Genomic DNA, 16887 nt, shown 5'->3' on the forward strand with positions numbered 1-16887 from the left:
CCGCCATGCCTTCATCCGTGCGTTTTTCGGGGGGAGTGGTGCATGCGCGTCGCGCGATCGGTGGTGTCCTTGTCTGTCGTCTCCATCCTGCTGGGCTGGGCGCCCACAACGCGCGCCGCAGGCGGTGAGGCCGCGCCTCCCCCCGATCCCACCACCCTCGACCAGATCGTCGTCACCGGCGAGAAAAGCGGCCGCAGCGTGCAGGACACCACCAGCTCGGTCGCCGTCACCACCGAAGCGCGCATCGAGCAGGAGAACCTGCAGAACGCCTACGAGGTGTTCAACCGCACCGCCAACATGGCCCAGACCTACGGCGATGCCGGCTTCAGCATCCGCGGCATCCGCAACATCGATGGCGGCAGCGATGCACCGCTGGCCACCATCTATCTGGACGGCGCCGCCCTGCCATGGAAAGCGATCAGCTGGGCGCCGCTGAGCCTGTGGGACCTGCAGCAGGTGGAAGTCCTGCGCGGCCCGCAGTCCACCCTGCAGGGCGAGAACGCCCTGGCCGGCGCGATCGTCCTGCGCACCGCCGAGCCGACCATGGACTGGCAGGGCAAGCTGCGGGTACTGGCCTCCGACCCGTCCGACCGCAGCCTGGCCGGCGCGATCGGCGGCCCGATCGTCGCCGACGAACTGGCGTTCCGCGCCTCGGTGGAGCAGCGCAGCTTCGACGGCTACACCTGGAACCTTACCCGCCAGGCCGCCGACGACGCTCAGGTCTCGGCGATCTACCGCGGCAAGCTGCTGTGGACGCCGTCGGCGATCGCCGGGCTGAAAGTGCAACTGGGCTATACCCGCTCGCACCGCACCGGCCCGTACATGTACACCTACGTGCGCACCGACCTGCCCGATTACCTCGAGCACCGTTACGCCACCAACAACACCCCGGACCGCACCCGCAGCGACAGCGACATCGTGACCCTGCAGGCCGACTACGCGCTTTCCGACGCCTGGTCGCTGTCCTCGGTCAGCGCCTGGAACAAGGTCACTTCGTCCAGCCTGTGGGACATGGACCATGGCCCGGACAATGCCGGCTACGCGCGGCGCCAGCTCGACGACACCACCGCCTCGCAGGAACTGCGCCTGCACTACGCCGGCGCCGCGGTGCAGGGCCTGATCGGCGCGTACTGGGCGCGGCACGTGGAAGACAACGACGCGCAACTGCTGAACAACGTCGCCACGCCGACTACCACCATCGCCGGGCTGCTGCGCAGCGCCGGCTTCCCGGCTGCCACCGCCACCGCGATCGCCGCCCGCTACGCGCAGGCGCTGCCGGTGATTCCGGTCGACTACGTCAGCGCCAGCCCGACCCGCTCCAGCAACCGCGCGCTGTTCGCCGACGGCCAATGGCAGGTGGGCAGCGGGTTCTCGCTGCTGGGTGGGCTGCGCTACGACCGCCAGCGCTACGCCATGGCCTCCGACACCACCGCCGCCTTCGCCGGTCGCTATCCGGATCCGGCCGCCTTCGCCGCCAGCGGCACCGCGTTGTATCGGGCTATCGTCGCGATCAACCAGGGCGTGGCCGGCATCGTGCGCTCGGCCAACGGCGAGGTGGCCTGGAACACGCGCGATTTCGACGCGCTGCTGCCCAAGCTCGGCGTGCGCTACGACTGGAACCCGGACCTGTCGGCCAGCCTGGTGGTGCAGCGCGGCTACCGCTCCGGCGGCTCCAGCTTCAACTCCGCGCGCAGCCAGGCCTTCCCCTACGACCCGGAATACACCTGGAACTACGAGGCCGCGCTGCGCTCGCAGTGGCTGGACCGGCGCCTGACCCTCAACGCCAACGCCTATTACATCGACTGGAAGGACAAGCAGACCACCGCCTACTTCGGCCTCAACAGCTTCGACTTCAACACCGTCAACGCCGGCCGCGCGCATCTGTACGGGGCCGAGCTGGAGGCCAGCCACCGCCCCAACGAGGCCTTCGACTGGTACGGCTCGCTGGGCTATGCGCGCACCCGCTACGACAGCTTCGCCACCATCGCCGGCGCCTCGGTCATCGACTACGCCGGCCGCGAGTTCGCCTATGCGCCGCACTGGACCGCGGCGCTGGGCGCCAACTGGCGCTTCGCCGAGGGCTGGCTGGCCAACCTCAATGCCAGCTTCCGCGACCGCGTGTACACCGACATCGGCACCGGCGCCGTGCAGCTGGCGTCGCGCACCGTGGTCAACGCCAAGTTCGGCTACGAGAACCTGGACTGGAGCGCGTGGATCTTCGCCAACAACCTGCTCGACCGGCAGTACCTGCAGTACCGCTGGGCCACCGATCCGGTCGCGATCCTGGGCGCGCCGCGCGTGGTCGGCATCGGTTTCGAGGCGCGCTGGTGATGCTCGCCTTTGCCACTGCCGGTTATCTGCTGGCCGCCGCGCTGGCGGCGCTGGCGTTCTACCTGGCCACCGCGCACCAGCGGCTGCGTCCGGCCTGGCGCCGGCACGCGCGCGCGCTGCGCGTGGCCGGCACGCTGCTGTGCGTGGCAGCGCTGGGCGCGGCGATCGCCGCGCTGGGCGTGTGGGCCGGCGTCTTCGCCGCATTGAGCGCGACGATGCTGGCGGCGGTGGCCTTGCCGTACCTGGATGCGTGGCGGCAATTGCACCGAGGGGCTGGCGATGTGGGCTAGGTGGCTGGCGGCGATCGTGCTCGGGCTGCCGCTGGCGGTGGGTGCGATCGGCCTGTGCGTCCTGCTGTGGCCGGGCAATCTGCAGGTGCACACGTTGCCGTGGCTGTTGCTGGTGTTCCCGGCGTGGGTCGGCGCGATGTCGCTGGCTTTCGTGTTCCGCAGCGGCGCGCGTGCGTGGCTGTGGCTGGGTGCGGCGACCGCGCTGTGCTACGTGGCGCTGTTCCTGCTCAAGGCCAGCCATTTCGTGCAGGTGACTCCATGAAGGCCGCGACCCTGCGCCAGTTCCTGTCGGCGCACAGCTGGATGGGCCTGCTCGCCGGCATGGCCTTGTTCATCGCCTTCTATGCCGGGGCGATCAACATCTTCACCCACGACCTGGAGCAGTGGCCGCGGCCGTCTGACGTGCAGGCGCCTGCGCTGCCGCCGGAACAGGCCGCGCAGGCGCTGGCCGATGCGGTGCTGGCACGGCATCCGGCGCTGGCCGAGTCCTACACCCTGATGCTGCCGGGCGAGGGCCGCGCGTTGCCGCAGCTGTACGCGTTCGGGCCGGCCGCACAGCAGGCCTTCGGCGGCATGGTGCAGTTCCAGCCCGGCGCCGATGGGCAACCGGTGCAGCTGCCGCAGCGCAGCGGCTTCGTCGATTTCCTGTACGACCTGCATTTCACCGCCGGGCTGCCGCGCACCTTCGGCACGTATCTGTTCGGCGTGGTCTGCCTGCTGTACGGGCTGGCCCTGGTCAGCGGCGTGGTGCTGTATGCGCCGGTGCTGCTCAAGGACCTGTTCGCGCTGCGCCGCGGTCGCAACGTCAAGCGCCTGTGGCAGGACGCGCACAACGCCATCGGCATGCTGTCGCTGCCGTTCCACGTGATCTTTGCCTGGTCCGGCGCGGTGCTGACCCTGGGCGTGCTGCTGCTGGCGCCGTTCCAGTATCTGGTGTTCGACGGCAAGCTGATGCAGGTGCTGCAGCCCGACTTCGAACTGGCCCCGCACGTGCAGCCCGCGCATGTGCCTGCGCCGATGCTGCCGGTGGCCGAGCTGGTGGCGCGGGCGCGCGCGGCCAATCCCGGCTTTGTGCCGGAGAGCCTGTCCTTCCACGATGCCGGCGACGCCAACGCGCAGGTGGAGCTCTACGGCCACCAGGACCAGCGCCGGCTCAATACCCTCGGCGGCGTGGCGCTGCGCGCGGCCGACGGCCAGGTGCTGCGGGTGCTGTCGCCGCAGACCATGTCGCCGGGCGTGGCCGCGCTGCGCGGCCTGCAGACCCTGCACTTCGGCAACTACGGGCGCTGGCCGCTGCAGTGGCTGTACTTCCTGCTCGGCCTCGGCGGTGCGTTCCTGTTCTACAGCGGCAACCTGCTGTGGGTGGAAGCGCGGCGCAAGCGCCGGCAGCATGCGCAGCCGTTGCGTACCCACGTCATGGCACGGCTCACCACCGGCGTCTGCCTGGGCTGCGTGGCCGGGGTGTCGGCGCTGTTCGTGGCCGCGCGCCTGCTGCCGCCGGGGATGGAGCGCGGCGCGTACTACGCGGTGTTCGCGCTCGGCGTGGCCTGGGCGCTGCTGCGGCCGACCGCGCGCGGCGCCTACGAACTGCTGCTGGCCTGCGCGGTGCTGACCGCGCTGGTACCGCTGGCCGGCTTGCGCGGCGCCGCCGGTTGGGTGGCGCCGTGGAGCAGCGGCACCCTGCTGGCGATCGATGCCTGCGCGCTGGTATTGGCCTGGGCCTATTGGCAGATGGCGCGCGCGGCGTACCGTCGTGGGCAGGGCGGCGATCCGCACAGCGTGTGGGCGTTCCCGCCGCCGCGCTGAGGCGCCACAGTGCGCTCCATGCGGCGCAGTAGGGTGCCGCTGTCACGCAATCGATCGCCCCGAAAGTGGACAATCGCGCGCCGGTGCTTTTTCATGGTCTCGACGTGGGCACCGCAGCGTCCGCACGAAATGGAGTCGGGTTCCACGACCTGATGTGACCCGCTCCGCACTTCGCGCCGCGCTGCCGTCGACAGGGGACTGCATGCACGAGCGTTACCAGGAGCCACACGACACGCCGCCGGGCGAGGCCTACGCGGCGCAACTGCGCAAGGGATTCGCCGCGCTGCGTTTCGATCCTCCACTGGAACGGGCGTACCGCCATTACACCGCCACCACGCTGGGCTTCGCGCAGCGCGTGGCGGCCTCGCTGGGCGTGTTGATCGCGCTGCTGCTGCTGGGCTGGGATGCGGTGCATTTCGGCTGGCGCGGCGGCGGTGGCCTGTTGGGTTATGCGATCGCGGTGCGCGGGGCGACGCTGCTGGCGTTGCTGTGGGTGGCGGCGGCGATCCACCGCGCCGACACGCACGGCCCCGGCCGCGCCGCGCTGCTGCTGCTGGTCGGCGGTACCGGGCTGGTGCTGTCGAGCATCGGCTACCCGCCGCAGGAGCTGCGCTACGCGGCGGCGGTGATGACCCTGGTGCTGGTGGCCGGTTTCTTTCCGCTGGGCCTGGCGCTGTGGCAGAGCGCGGCGGTGGCGCTGCTGCTGTGTGCGATCAGCGCCGCGGCCGGCCACCTGCTGCTGGACGGCGCGGCCCGGGATGCCTACCTGCGCCTGCAGTGGCTGCTGTGGACGGCGGTGCCGGTCGGCGCGGTCGGCGGCTACCTGCGCGAGCACTCGCGCCGCGAAGGGTTTCTGCAGCGCCGCGTGCGCGACGACGAAGCCTTGCGCGACGCGCTGACCGGTCTTGGCGATCGCCGCCGCTTCGAGGAGCACCTGGCGGTGGCGCTGGCCGAAACCCGGCGCCTGCAGCGCGGGTTGGCGTTGATCCTGGTCGAACTGGATGGATACGCCGCCTTCGCGCAGCGCTACGGCGCGCACGAGGCCGATCGCGCCGTGGTGGACGTGGCCGAGGTGCTGCAATGCCTGCTGCGGCCGATGGACGTGGCCATGCGCATCGAAGCCGACCGCTTCGCGCTCGTGCTGTACGACGCCACTGGCGCGCACCTGCGGCAGGTGGCGCCGGCCTTGCGCGACATGGTCGAACTGCTGGCGATCGCGCACGCCGACATGGCCAACGAACGGCTCGGCGTCAGCGTCGGCGCCTTGCTCGCCGCGCCCGCCGATACTGCGGCCACGCTGATGCAACGCGCCGAGGCGTTGCTGCAGCGCGCGCGCATCGGCGGCGGCAGCCAGGTGGTGCTGGCCGAGGAGACCGGTTGGTAGTCCCGGCTCGCGCGACATGCAATGCTAGCGGCTGCGCATAGCCCTTCGCCGAGGTGATCGATGCGTCTGGTCAAGCCGTTGCGGGTACTCGCGCTGTGGTTGGTGATCCCCTTGGGGGCGATCGTGCAGTTGCAGATGGTCGGCATGATGCGGCACAACTACAAGGCCGTCGGCGCGATGCGCGATCAACTGCAGCGCAGCAGGCTCGCCCAGGTCACCTCCTTGCGCGGGCTACCGCAATTCTGCGAGGACGTGGGATTCCTCGATGGGTTCTTCTATTCCTATGCCGTCGATGTGGCGAGGATTCCGGACACCTACTGGGCCACCGCCGCCGCGCTGCGGCATTGGCAGCGCGGTCCCTTCGACCTCGATAGGCAGTTCAAGCTGGAACAGTGGGCCGAACCCGAATCCCCGCTGATAAAAGGTTGCCCCAAGTTCCCCGTGGCAACGTCCTCGCGTTTCGTGGTCACCTTCTTTTACGACGAATCGGGCAAGCTTGGTCCGCAGACCGAGTTCACCAAGGGCGCGGGGGTGATGGTCTACGACACCCGGACATCCAGGCTGTACTGGAAGTACTCCGGCTCGTAGCAGACGGTCGTGCGGCTGCCGTGGAGGACGGCGCGCCGCCTCACAACGTCCCGCGCTGCACGAACGGCACTTGCTGGTACAGGCGCCGCTCGCCGCCGCGCGGGTCGTGCGCCAGGCGGCTGTCGGTATCGAACAGCATTGTTTCGCGCTGCGCCAGCGAATACGGTGCCCAGCGCGGCAGGCCGGCGTGGTTGGGATCGCCGTGGCGGGCGAAGGCCAGCAGCGCTGTGCTCATCGCATCGGCCATGCGTTGCGCATCGGCGCCATCGCCGGTGCGCGATCCGGGTTGGCGGATGTTGTCGAACACCAGCGGGATGTCCAGGGTGTGGAAGGCGCCGAACTTGCCGCCGTCCAGCGGCGAGCCCCAGTCCAGTTGATAGACCCAGGTCGGCGCGCCCTGCCGCGCACGCGCCTCGGCTTCCTCCACCGCACCGCGCCAGGAGCGTCCGGCGGTGGTGGCGGCGAAAAACACCTCGCTCGGCGTGTAGTGCGGATACAGCCGCCGGTACTCGGCGATCACCACCTGCGGCGACAGGTCCACGAACTGCTCCTGCGCCAGCTTGGCCGGCAGCGTGTCCCAGGTCAGCGCGAAGTTGGCCGGATCGTGGCCGAGGAAGGCGCGGGTCTCGTCGTGGGTGTTGCCGATCACCATCGGGATGCGCGCCGACTGCGGCGGCGCGTCCGGCCAGAACGGATGGCGGTGCAGCACCTGCGCATCCAGCACCGGGCCCAGGTACAGCGCGGTGTCCTCCGCGCGCGATGGATCGCGGATGCGGGTGGCCTCGAGCACGCGTTGCAGCGGCAGCGTGCGCAGCGCGTCCAGTTGCGATGGTTCCAACTGCAGGGCCTGCAGCAGCAACTGCGCGCGCTGGCTGGCGGCACGTGGCCCGGCGGCGGTGACCTGCTGCCCGCTCATGGTCCAGGCGCGGTGGAACAGGCCCTGCGCGGCCGGCATCGCCATCAGCGTGGCGATCTTGGCGCCGCCGCCGGACTGGCCGAACACGGTGACGTTGCCGGCGTCGCCGCCGAACTCGGCCGCATGCGCGCGCACCCACTGCAGCGCCTGCACCAGGTCGAGCTGGCCGACATTGCCCGAGGCGGCATAGGCCTCGCCCCCGAACGGCGCCAGGTACAGATAGCCGAAGGCGTTGAGGCGATGATTGACGCTGACCACCACCACGTCGCCGCGCTGGCACAGGCGCACGCCGTCGTACAGCGGGTCGCTGCCGGAGCCGTTGTTGTAGGCGCCGCCGTGGATGTAGAACAGGATCGGGCGCTTCGCGCCGTCGCGCAGGCCGGGCGTCCAGACGTTGAGGAACAGGCAGTCCTCGCTGACCGGCTCGGATCCGCGCTGTGGCGCCGATGCGCCGTAGGCGCTGCAGTCGCGCACGCCGTGCCAGGGCCGTTCCTGCAGCGCCGGCTGGAAACGTCGCGGCGCGGTGTCGGCGCCGTAGGGAATGCCCTTGAACACGCACACGCCCTGCTCGCGCAGGCCGCGGATGCGGCCGCTGCGGGTGCGTGCCAGCGGTGCCGCGGGCGTCGGCGCCGATGCGCTCGCGACGCCGGGCAGCACGCCACCGATGGCCAGCGCGCCGAGTGCGCCGTCGCGCAGGAAGCGGCGCCGGCCCTGGTCGTCGGGCGCGGTGGGATGCGGGGCGGGCAGACGAGGGCGGGCGGTCATGCGTGGACGGACTCCTGATGTGGCGATCGGGGACGCGTGTGCGGCGTGGCGGCGCGATCGCCTGGCCGGGCAGCCAACGGCGCGCAGGCCATGTGGTTCACTTTCCCCCCGCCGGCGGCGGGATCGGCGCGCGGGCGCGCGGATCGTCCTGCACGTTGCGCATCCAGCTCAGTGCCAGCTGCGGCCATGCTGCCAGCGGCAGGCCGGCGATACCGCGGACACCGAAGCCATGGCCGCCGTGCGCGAACAGGTGCAACTCGGCCGGCACCCCCGCCTGGCGCAGCGCCTGGTAGAACAGCAGGCTGTTCTCCACCGACACCACCGGGTCGTCCTGCGCCTGCACCAGGAAGGTGGGCGGCATGCCGGCGTGCACGCGGTTCTGCAGCGAGTAGGCGGCCATGGTCGCCGCGTCCGGGTGGCGGCCGAGCAGCCGCAGCCGCGAGCCGGTGTGCGCCGCGGTGCCGCTGCCCATGTCGATGACCGGGTACAGCAACAACAGGAAGTCCGGGCGCGCGCTGACCTGGTCGATCGCATCGCGCGCCGGATACACCACGTCGTCGTAGCGGGTGCCGAGGCTGGCGGCGACGTGGCCGCCAGCGGAGAAGCCGATCGCGCCGATGCGCTGCGGGTCCACCCCATAGTCGGCGGCATGCGCGCGGATCAGGCGCAGCGCGCGCTGCGCATCGGCCAGCGGCTGGTCGCGCGCCGTGGCGCCGTCGACGGCCGCGTCGGGCAGACGGTAGCGCAGCACGAACAGCGTGATGCCGGCCTGTTCGGCGAAGATCGGCACCAAGGCCGTGCCTTCCTTGTCCAGCACCACGCGTGCATAGCCGCCGCCAGGCGCCACCAGCAGCGCGCTGCCGTTCGGGTGCTTGGGCCGGTACACCACCATGTAGGGCTGGTAGCGGCCGCTGAGCGCGCGATCGGACAGGGCCGGGTCGTCGCTGCGCTCGACCAAGTGCGCTTGCTCGGGCCCGGCCGCCGACCCCGGCGCCGGACCGGGCCATAGCGGCAACCGCGCCGCCACCTCGGCGGCGCTCTCGCTGGCCGGCCGCTCGGCCGCTGCCGTCGGGCCGAGGACGCCCAGCAATAGGCACAGCGCCGCCAGCAGGGCGATGCCGGAGCGGGGCCGGCGCCTGCCGCAGGATGGGGACAGTGATTCGGCGGGACGTGGGCGGGTGGGGAGGAGTCGGGCCGACATCATCGAGATCTCGTCGTGGATGGAAGAAACCCGCGGCGCGTGGCCGAGGGCACGATGGCCCCAGTGTGCGCGCCGCCTGCGCCAACGCATGACGCTGTATCGCTGTTGCTGTTGCTGTTGCTGTTGCTGTTGCTGTTGCCGATTCCCGATTCCCGATTCCCGATTCCCAGCCCTTTGCCGCACCGCACATTGCCAATGACACCGGTTTACCATATACAACGGCGCAACGCGCTGTCGATGCGCGGCGCAGCAATTCCGATCCCCCACATTCTTTGCGGAGATGCCCTTGAGCCTTCCTTCCGGCCCGTCGCAGACGCCACCGCCCGCGTTGGCCGACATCGCGGCCCGCTTCGTCCAGGCCCGTCGCCAGGGCCGCGCATTGCCCGATTTCCCAGGTGTCATCCCCGACGATCTGGAGACCGCCTATCGCGTGCAGGACCTGGCGATCGCGCAATGGCCGGACCGCGTGGTCGGCTGGAAGGTCGGCTACATCGCGCCCGAGCGCCGCGACCACTCCGGGGACGAGCGCCTGCTGGGCCCGATCTTCGCCGCTGCGCTGTGGAATGCTACCGGTGGAACAACGGACATCCCGGTGTTCGACGGCGGCTTCGGCGCGGTCGAGGCCGAGTACGTGCTGCGCCTGGAGGCCGACGTGCCCGCCGACCAGGTGCAGTGGACCGCGCAGCAGGCTGCGCAGGTGCCGGCGACGCTGTTCGTCGGGGTCGAGGTGGCGAGCAGCCCCCTGGCCACGATCAACCAGCTGGGGCCGCGCGTGGTGATCTCCGATTTCGGCAACAACAACGGCCTGCTGCTGGGGCCGCAGGTGCCGGACTGGACCACGCTGGACGAGACCGCGCTGCGCGCCGAGACCTGGATCGAGGGCCAGTGCGTGGGCACCGGCGGCGCCACGCTGCTGCCGGGCGGGCTGCGCGCGGCGTTCGCGTTCGCGCTGGCGCGCTCGGCCAGGCGCGGGCGGCCGCTGCGCCGCGGCGAGCTGATCGCCACCGGCAACGCCACCGGCATCCACGACATCGCCATCGGCCAGCAGGCGACGATCCGCTTCGATGGCTACGGCGAACTGCATTGCAGGGCGGTCGCAGCCTAGGCTGCGCGCTGACCACGACGCGCGGGAGGGCGCAGCATGATCACTCGTAGACGATTCCTCGGTGCCGGCATCACCGCCGCGGCGGCGGCCGGCGTGCCCCTGGGCGCGCTGGCGCAGCGCGGCGACACCCGCCTGCTCACCGCCACCGACGTGCACGTGGCCGACTACCCCACCGTGGAGGCGGTGCGCTGGTTCGGGCAGACCCTGGAACAGCAGACCGGCGGCCGCCTGCGCCTGCGCCAGTACCACTCCGGCCAGCTCGGCCGCGAGGCGGAGGCGATCGACATGGCGCGCTTCGGCGCCATCGACATCACCCGCGTGTATTCCGGCGCGCTGAACAATACCTTCCCGCTGACCCAGGCGCTGTGCCTGCCGTACGTGTTCGACTCGGTGGCGCACCTGCGCCGCGCCATCGACGGCCACGTCGGCGACAGCATCCTGCGCAGCTTCGAGCAGCGCGACCTGGTCGGGCTGGCGATCTACGACTCCGGCGCGCGCTGCTTCTACAACACCAAGCATCCGCTGCGGCAGCCCAAGGACCTGCACGGGCTCAAGCTGCGCGTGGCGAACTCGGACATCTTCCTCAAGCTGATGCGCATGCTCGGCGCCAACCCGACGCCGATGTCGCTGGGCGAAACCTTCTCGGCGATGGAGACGCACATGATCGACGGCGCCGAGAACAACATGCGCAGTTTCCAGTCCAGCCGCCACTTCGAGGCCGCGCACTACTGGTCGCAGAGCGATCACTCCTACGCGCCGGACGTGCTGGTGATGTCCAGGCGCAGCTTCGAGGCGCTGGCGCCGGACGAGCGCGCGCTGGTGCTGGAGACCGCGCGGCAGTCGGTGACGGTGATGCGCCGGCTGTGGGACGCCTCCGAGGCGCAGGCGCGGCAGCAGGTGATCGACTACGGCGTGGCCATCAACGAGGTCGACATGCCGGCCTTCCGCAAGGCCGCCGCGCCGCTGCTGACCGAGTACCGGCAGCAGCCGGAGATCGAAGCCCTCTACCGCCGCATCCGCGATTTCGCCTGAGCCATGCCGATGACCGACCACGACCCCGCCCTCCCGGTGCCGCCGCTGCAGCGGCTGCTGGACCGGATCGCCAACCTCGCCATCGGCATCGCCGCCGCCGCCCTGCTCGGGCTGGTGGTGGTGCAGGGCTGGCAGGTGTTCACCCGCTACGTGCTCAACGACTCGCCGAGCTGGACCGAGCCGGTGACGCTGCTGCTGCTGAGCACGGCGATGAGCCTGGGCGCCGCCGCCGGCGTGCACACCCGCCGCCATTTCGGCTTCTTCCTGCTGGCCGAAACGCTGCACGCCAACCTGCGCCGCGTCATCGACCTGCTGCGCCCGCTGCTGGTGGCGGCGATCGGCGCGGTGATCGCCTGGTGGGGCGCGGTGCTGCTGCTGGACGGGCTGGACATCAAGATGGCCGGCGCGCAGATGCCGCAGAGCATCAACTATCTGCCGCTGTCGATCGGCGGCGCGCTGATGAGCGTGTTCGCGCTGTACCAGGCCTGGCGGGTGCTGCGCCCGGGCACCACCGTGGGGAGGAACTGAGCATGGCCATTGCCATCCTGTTGGGATTGTTCGTGGTGCTGCTGCTGATCGGCGTGCCGGTGGCGTATGCGCTGGGCGCGGCGGCGCTGGCCACGCTGCTGTATCTGGACCTGCCGGCGGTGGTGCTGGTGCAGCAGATCTCCGCCGGCAGCGGCTCGGCGTCGCTGATCGCGATCCCGTTGTTCATCTTCGCAGGGGAACTGATGCTGCGCGGCGGCATCTCCGACCGCCTGATCGCGCTGGCGTCCTCGCTGGTCGGGCGCATGCGCGGCGGCCTGGGCCAGGTCAGCGTGCTGTCCTCGCTGTTCTTCGGCGGCGTGTCCGGCTCGGCCATCGCCGACGTCTCGGCGGTCGGCGGCACCATGATTCCGCAGATGATCAACCGCGGCTACGACCGCGACTACGCGGTCAACGTCAGCATGACCGCGGCGCTGGTGGCGCTGCTGGTGCCGCCCTCGCACAACCTGATCCTGTTCTCGGCCGCGGCCGGCGGCGGCCTGTCGATCGCCGACCTGTTCGCCGCCGGCATCGTCCCTGCGCTGTTGATGACCGCGGCGATGATGCTCACCGGCTACGCGGTGGCGCGCTCGCGCGGCTACGGCACCGAGGCATTCCCGGGCTGGCGCGCGGTGGCGCTGCGCCTGGTCGGGGCGCTGCCGGGGCTGGGCCTGGTCGCGCTGATCTTCGTCGGCATCCGCGCCGGCATCTTCACCGCGGTGGAGAGCGCGGCGATCGCGGTGGTGTACGCGTTGCTGGTCACCGCGCTGCTGTACCGGCAGCTGCGTTGGGCCGAGTTCTTCGGCGCGGTGACGCATGCCGCGCGCACCACCGGGGTGATCCTGTTCGTGATCGCCACCGCGGCGGTGTTCGGCTGGCTGCTGGCCTACCTGCAGGTGCCGGCGGCGGCGGTGCACTTCCTGCAGTCCATCGCCCACAGCCAGCACACGGTGCTGCTGATGATCGTGGTGATGCTGCTGCTGCTGGGCATGTTCATGGACCTGGCGCCGAAGATCCTGATCTGCACGCCGATCTTCCTGCCGGTGGCCAAGGCCTACGGCATCGACCCGATCCATTTCGGCCTGGTGATGGTGCTGGCCGGCGGTATCGGCCTGATCACCCCGCCGGTCGGCTCGGTGCTGTTCATCGGCACCTCGATCGGGCAGATCACCGTGGCCCAGAGCATGCGCACCATCTGGCCGTTCTGGCTGGCGGCGCTGTGCGTGCTGCTGATCGTGGCGTTCTTCCCGGAGCTGTCGCTATGGCTGCCGCGCGCGCTGCGCGCCTGAGCCGGGCAGGCGGCGCCGGGTCGCGTCATGGCGCGCCACCGGCGTGAAACGCACGCCGCTCCGGCCACGGCAGACGCCTGGCGTCGACACCGGCGCCAGGTCGGGTCGGGTCGGCGCGGACGCGCTGCGTTTACGCCGGTTCCGTGACCGTACGCTGGAGCGAGCATGACACCCAGTAGAATCCCCTCTCTTTCGTCCGGTTTTCCGTCCATGGCGCCGAACAAGCCCCGCCCCGCCGATGCTCCCGCTTCCGCCCACGGCAAGGCCGCGACGATCAACGACATCGCGCGCCTGTCCGGGGTGTCGAAGAAGACCGTGTCGCGGATCATCAACAACTCGCCGCTGGTGCGCAAAGACACCCGCGAGAAGGTCGAGGCGCTGATGCGCGAGGTCGGCTACGCGCCGGACCCGCTGGCGCGCGGGCTGGCGTTCCGCCGCTCGTTCCTGATCGGCATGGTCTACGACAACCCCACCGCGCAGTACATCGTGGACATGCAGTACGGCGCGCTGGACGCGCTGCGCGGCTCCAGCTTCGAGCTGGTGGTGCACCCCTGCGACAGCCGCAGTCCCGGCTACATCGAGGGCGTGCGCCGCTTCGTGCAGCAGCAGAAGCTGCACGGGGTGATCCTGGTGCCGCGCGCTTCCGAGGACCAGGCGCTGGCCGACATGCTCGCCGGCATCGGCGTGCGCTACACCCGCATCGCCTCGCTGCCGCTGGACGACACCTCGCAGATGGTGGTCACCCACGACCGCGACGGCGCCGCCGAGGCCGCCGACTACCTGCTGTCGCTGGGCCATCGCGACATCGCCCTGATCACCGGCCCCAGCGCCTACCGCTCCGCCCACGAGCGCACCGCCGGCTTCATCGACGCGCTGACCCGGCGCGGCATCGAGTTGCCGCCGGCGCGCATCGTCGAAGCCGGCTACACCTTCGAATCGGGCGTGGCCGCGGCGGAAAAGCTGCTGCTCGGCAAGCAGCGGCCCAGCGCGATCTTCACCGGCAACGACGAGATGGCCGCCGGCGTGTACAAGGTCGCGCTGCGCGCCAACATCAACATCCCGCGCCAGCTGTCGATCATCGGCTACGACGACAGCCCGCTGGCCTCGCGGCTGTGGCCGTCGCTGACCTCGGTGCGTCGGCACACCCGCGACACCGGCCGCACCGCCGCGGCGATGCTGATCCAGCCCGAGGGCACGCCGTCGCTGGCGGTGGCCAGCGTGCGCCCGCACCTGATCGTGCGCGACTCCTGCCAGCCGCCGGAAGACTGAGCCCGCCGCGGCCGGTGTAGACTGCCCGGCGACCGTGCGGACACCGCTCCGCCCATCGAAGGCCCGCTCCGTCCCGGCACCGTCCGCGCGGACCCACGCGGCCTTCCTGCGAGGAGCTTGGCCATGTCGTCCCCCGTCCCTGCCGCCGCCGCGGTCCGTTTCGGCCGCCTGGCGCCGACCGTACCCGTCGCCGAGATCGCCCGCGCCGTCGCCTTCTACACCGAGCGTCTGGGTTTCCGCAGCGTGTTCCAGAACGGCAGCCCGGTCGGCTTCGTGATCCTGAAGAAGGACGCCGCCGAACTGCACCTGACCCTGCGCCCCGACCACCGCGGCAGCACCAGCAACGTCGCCCACCTGATCGTCGACGACGCCACGGCCCTGTACGACAGCCTGCAGGCGCAAGGCGTGCGCATCATCAAGGCGCTCCGCGATGCCGATTTCGGCCTGCGCTGCTTCGTCTTTGCCGACCCCGACGGCAACCGCATCGACGTGGGCGAGCCATTGCCGCCCGGCTAGCACGCCGTCAGCGAGTGCCGCAGCGCTCTTATCCCCAATCCCGAATCCCCAATCCCGGCCCTTCGTGCACTGCGGAATGACACCGGTTTACCAGACCCGCTAGACTGTCTTCCGTGGCGGGCTGCCGCATGCCGTCGCCTGCACTGGAGAGGCCCATGTCCCTGTACTGCAAGACCCACTACGCCACCCATCCCGACGCGATCAAGGGCGCCAGCAACGACCAGTTGCGCGACCTGTACCTGCTCGACGGCCTGTTCGTGGACGACGCGGTGACCCTGAAGTACACCCACTACGAGCGCTTCGTGCTCGGCGGCTCGGCCCCGCGCACGCGGGCGCTGACGCTGCCGGCGCAGACCGAGCCGGCGTCGGCCGCCGGCCACCCGTTCCTGGAGCGGCGCGAGCTGGGCGTGATCAACGTCGGCGCCGGCAGCGGCACCGTCACCGTCGACGGCACCGCGTATCCGCTGGGCCCGAAGGACGGCCTGTACGTGGCGATGGGCAGCGCCGAGGTGGTGTTCGCCTCCGACGACACGGCCAACCCGGCGCAGTTCTACCTGGCCTCCACGCCGGCGCACGCGCGCTTCGCCACCAAGCGCCTGTCGATCGCCGAGGCGGTGGCGCTGGACCGCGGCGCGCTGGAGACCAGCAACGAACGCACCATCTACCAGTACATCGTGCCGGCCACCTGCCAGTCCTCGCAGTTGCTGCTGGGCCTGACCGTGCTCAAGCCGGGCAGCGTGTGGAACACCATGCCGCCGCACCTGCACGACCGCCGCAGCGAGGTCTATTTCTACTTCGACCTCGGCGCCAACGACCGCGTCTACCACTTCATGGGCGAGCCGGACGCGCAGCGTCACATCGTGGTGCAGAACAACGAGGCCGTGGTGTCGCCGCCATGGTCGATCCACATGGGCGCCGGCACCGCCAACTACGCCTTCATCTGGGCGATGGGCGGCGAGAACCTCGACTACACCGACATGCACGTGCTGGACATCTGCCAGCTCAAGTAGGCCGCCGTCCCGCGCGCCGCTCCCATTCCCGTCGTCCGCAGTCCCTCAAGGAGTCCACGCAATGACCCACCCGTTCAGTCTCGAAGGCAAGGTCGCCCTGGTCACCGGCGCCAACACCGGCCTCGGCCAAGGTATCGCCCTGGCCCTGGCACAGGCCGGCGCCGACATCGCCGCCGCCGGCATCGCCGCGCCCACCGAGACCGAGGCCAGGGTCACCGCGCTGGGCCGCCGCTTCGTCGCCATCGAGGCCAACCTGATCAGCATCGAGCCGGTGCAGCGCATCCTCGACGAGACCTTGGCCGGCCTCGGCCGCCTCGACATCCTGGTCAACAACGCCGGGCTGATCCGCCGCGCCGACGCAGTGGACTTCAGCGAGCAGGACTGGGACGACGTCATGAACGTCAACATCAAGTCCGCGTTCTTCATGTGCCAGGCCGCCGGCCGCCACTTCATCGCCCAGGGCAGCGGCAAGATCATCAACATCGCCTCGATGCTGTCGTTCCAGGGCGGCATCCGCGTGCCCTCGTACACCGCCAGCAAGTCCGGCATCGCCGGCATCACCCGCCTGCTGGCCAACGAGTGGGGCGCCAAGGGCGTCAACATCAACGCCATCGCCCCGGGCTACATGGCCACCGACAACACCGCGCAGCTGCGCGCCGACGCCGCGCGCAACCAGGCGATCCTGGACCGCATCCCGGCCGGCCGCTGGGGCGTGCCGGAAGACCTGGGCGGCACCGCGGTGTTCCTGGCCAGCAGCGCCTCGGACTACGTCAACGGCACCGTGATCCCCGTCGACGGCGGCTGGCTCGCCCGCTAGCCAGAGCGCGTGGCCTACTCCCTTCCCCCACCGGGGGAAGGTG

16 protein-coding genes are annotated in these 16887 nt (G+C 70.7%); 14 read left to right on the forward strand and 2 right to left on the reverse strand.

From position 1 onward, the window contains the following. Window positions 1-42 precede the first annotated feature (42 nt). The 6 genes from AC1G9L_RS00410 to AC1G9L_RS00435 all read left to right on the forward strand — a co-directional run bounded on the left by AC1G9L_RS00410 (window position 43) and on the right by AC1G9L_RS00435 (window position 6399). Window positions 43-2331 (forward strand): TonB-dependent receptor domain-containing protein, encoded by a 2289-nt coding sequence (locus AC1G9L_RS00410; RefSeq protein WP_019800896.1) that lies wholly within the window; start codon window positions 43-45, stop codon window positions 2329-2331. Then, window positions 2331-2621 carry a hypothetical protein gene (locus tag AC1G9L_RS00415; RefSeq protein WP_481069953.1) on the forward strand — a complete coding sequence of 97 codons (291 nt, stop codon included), beginning with the start codon at window positions 2331-2333 and terminating at the stop codon, window positions 2619-2621. Before AC1G9L_RS00410 ends, AC1G9L_RS00415 begins: the two co-directional genes overlap by 1 nt. Next, window positions 2611-2883, forward strand: a complete 273-nt coding sequence (locus tag AC1G9L_RS00420) for a hypothetical protein (protein WP_019800440.1) — start codon at window positions 2611-2613, stop codon at window positions 2881-2883. Before AC1G9L_RS00415 ends, AC1G9L_RS00420 begins: the two co-directional genes overlap by 11 nt. Then, window positions 2880-4427, forward strand: a complete 1548-nt coding sequence (locus tag AC1G9L_RS00425) for a PepSY-associated TM helix domain-containing protein (protein ID WP_481069954.1) — start codon at window positions 2880-2882, stop codon at window positions 4425-4427. Before AC1G9L_RS00420 ends, AC1G9L_RS00425 begins: the two co-directional genes overlap by 4 nt. 202 nt (window positions 4428-4629) lie before the next feature. Next, a complete protein-coding gene (locus AC1G9L_RS00430; RefSeq protein WP_481069956.1) occupies window positions 4630-5811 on the forward strand; it encodes a GGDEF domain-containing protein in 1182 nt (393 codons plus the stop codon). A gap of 60 nt (window positions 5812-5871) precedes the next feature. Next, window positions 5872-6399, forward strand: coding sequence for a hypothetical protein (locus tag AC1G9L_RS00435; RefSeq protein ID WP_019800930.1), 528 nt, complete (start codon window positions 5872-5874; stop codon window positions 6397-6399). Window positions 6400-6439: 40 nt separating this feature from the next. Here the strand turns inward: AC1G9L_RS00435 and AC1G9L_RS00440 are convergent, their stop codons facing one another. Continuing rightward, window positions 6440-8080, reverse strand: coding sequence for a carboxylesterase/lipase family protein (locus AC1G9L_RS00440; RefSeq protein WP_481069957.1), 1641 nt, complete (start codon window positions 8078-8080; stop codon window positions 6440-6442). Between the two features lie 97 nt (window positions 8081-8177). Then, the gene (locus AC1G9L_RS00445; protein WP_481071222.1) at window positions 8178-9191 is read right to left on the reverse strand and encodes an alpha/beta hydrolase; all 1014 of its coding nucleotides are present in this window, start codon (window positions 9189-9191) and stop codon (window positions 8178-8180) included. 370 nt (window positions 9192-9561) lie between these two features. On the opposite strand from AC1G9L_RS00445, the gene AC1G9L_RS00450 reads away from it, so the two are divergent. The 8 genes from AC1G9L_RS00450 (at window position 9562) to kduD (ending at window position 16844) form a co-directional block, all read left to right on the forward strand. Beyond that, window positions 9562-10386 carry a 2-keto-4-pentenoate hydratase gene (locus tag AC1G9L_RS00450; RefSeq protein WP_481069959.1) on the forward strand — a complete coding sequence of 275 codons (825 nt, stop codon included), beginning with the start codon at window positions 9562-9564 and terminating at the stop codon, window positions 10384-10386. 36 nt (window positions 10387-10422) lie between these two features. Next, window positions 10423-11418, forward strand: a complete 996-nt coding sequence (locus tag AC1G9L_RS00455; protein ID WP_481069960.1) for a TRAP transporter substrate-binding protein — start codon at window positions 10423-10425, stop codon at window positions 11416-11418. A 9-nt stretch (window positions 11419-11427) separates the two neighbouring features. Beyond that, window positions 11428-11946 carry a TRAP transporter small permease gene (locus tag AC1G9L_RS00460; RefSeq protein WP_019799830.1) on the forward strand — a complete coding sequence of 173 codons (519 nt, stop codon included), beginning with the start codon at window positions 11428-11430 and terminating at the stop codon, window positions 11944-11946. 2 nt (window positions 11947-11948) lie between these two features. Continuing rightward, window positions 11949-13232 (forward strand): TRAP transporter large permease, encoded by a 1284-nt coding sequence (locus tag AC1G9L_RS00465; protein WP_209029945.1) that lies wholly within the window; start codon window positions 11949-11951, stop codon window positions 13230-13232. Between the two features lie 210 nt (window positions 13233-13442). After that, on the forward strand, window positions 13443-14501 hold the full coding sequence (locus AC1G9L_RS00470) for a LacI family DNA-binding transcriptional regulator (RefSeq protein ID WP_010343057.1): 1059 nt from the start codon (window positions 13443-13445) through the stop codon (window positions 14499-14501). Between the two features lie 123 nt (window positions 14502-14624). Continuing rightward, entirely contained in the window at window positions 14625-15017 is a 393-nt protein-coding gene (locus AC1G9L_RS00475) for a VOC family protein (protein ID WP_019799828.1), read from the forward strand. A 155-nt stretch (window positions 15018-15172) separates the two neighbouring features. Continuing rightward, window positions 15173-16027 (forward strand): 5-dehydro-4-deoxy-D-glucuronate isomerase, encoded by an 855-nt coding sequence (gene kduI / locus AC1G9L_RS00480; RefSeq protein WP_019799827.1) that lies wholly within the window; start codon window positions 15173-15175, stop codon window positions 16025-16027. Window positions 16028-16088: 61 nt separating this feature from the next. Continuing rightward, the gene (gene kduD, locus AC1G9L_RS00485; protein WP_019799826.1) at window positions 16089-16844 is read left to right on the forward strand and encodes a 2-dehydro-3-deoxy-D-gluconate 5-dehydrogenase KduD; all 756 of its coding nucleotides are present in this window, start codon (window positions 16089-16091) and stop codon (window positions 16842-16844) included. Window positions 16845-16887: the final 43 nt, after the last annotated feature.

The organism is Xanthomonas sp. NCPPB 1132 (assembly GCF_056629235.1).

Coding starts and splice junctions, on each gene's coding strand:
- AC1G9L_RS00415 (WP_481069953.1), top strand. CDS start 2,331: ATGCTCGCCTTTGCCACTGCCGGTTATCTGCTGGCCGCCGCGCTGGCG.
- AC1G9L_RS00450 (WP_481069959.1), top strand. CDS start 9,562: ATGCCCTTGAGCCTTCCTTCCGGCCCGTCGCAGACGCCACCGCCCGCG.
- kduD (WP_019799826.1), top strand. CDS start 16,089: ATGACCCACCCGTTCAGTCTCGAAGGCAAGGTCGCCCTGGTCACCGGC.
- AC1G9L_RS00460 (WP_019799830.1), top strand. CDS start 11,428: ATGACCGACCACGACCCCGCCCTCCCGGTGCCGCCGCTGCAGCGGCTG.
- AC1G9L_RS00410 (WP_019800896.1), top strand. CDS start 43: ATGCGCGTCGCGCGATCGGTGGTGTCCTTGTCTGTCGTCTCCATCCTG.
- AC1G9L_RS00430 (WP_481069956.1), top strand. CDS start 4,630: ATGCACGAGCGTTACCAGGAGCCACACGACACGCCGCCGGGCGAGGCC.
- AC1G9L_RS00470 (WP_010343057.1), top strand. CDS start 13,443: ATGGCGCCGAACAAGCCCCGCCCCGCCGATGCTCCCGCTTCCGCCCAC.
- AC1G9L_RS00475 (WP_019799828.1), top strand. CDS start 14,625: ATGTCGTCCCCCGTCCCTGCCGCCGCCGCGGTCCGTTTCGGCCGCCTG.
- AC1G9L_RS00420 (WP_019800440.1), top strand. CDS start 2,611: ATGTGGGCTAGGTGGCTGGCGGCGATCGTGCTCGGGCTGCCGCTGGCG.
- AC1G9L_RS00440 (WP_481069957.1), bottom strand. CDS start 8,080: ATGACCGCCCGCCCTCGTCTGCCCGCCCCGCATCCCACCGCGCCCGAC.
- kduI (WP_019799827.1), top strand. CDS start 15,173: ATGTCCCTGTACTGCAAGACCCACTACGCCACCCATCCCGACGCGATC.
- AC1G9L_RS00465 (WP_209029945.1), top strand. CDS start 11,949: ATGGCCATTGCCATCCTGTTGGGATTGTTCGTGGTGCTGCTGCTGATC.
- AC1G9L_RS00455 (WP_481069960.1), top strand. CDS start 10,423: ATGATCACTCGTAGACGATTCCTCGGTGCCGGCATCACCGCCGCGGCG.
- AC1G9L_RS00435 (WP_019800930.1), top strand. CDS start 5,872: ATGCGTCTGGTCAAGCCGTTGCGGGTACTCGCGCTGTGGTTGGTGATC.
- AC1G9L_RS00425 (WP_481069954.1), top strand. CDS start 2,880: ATGAAGGCCGCGACCCTGCGCCAGTTCCTGTCGGCGCACAGCTGGATG.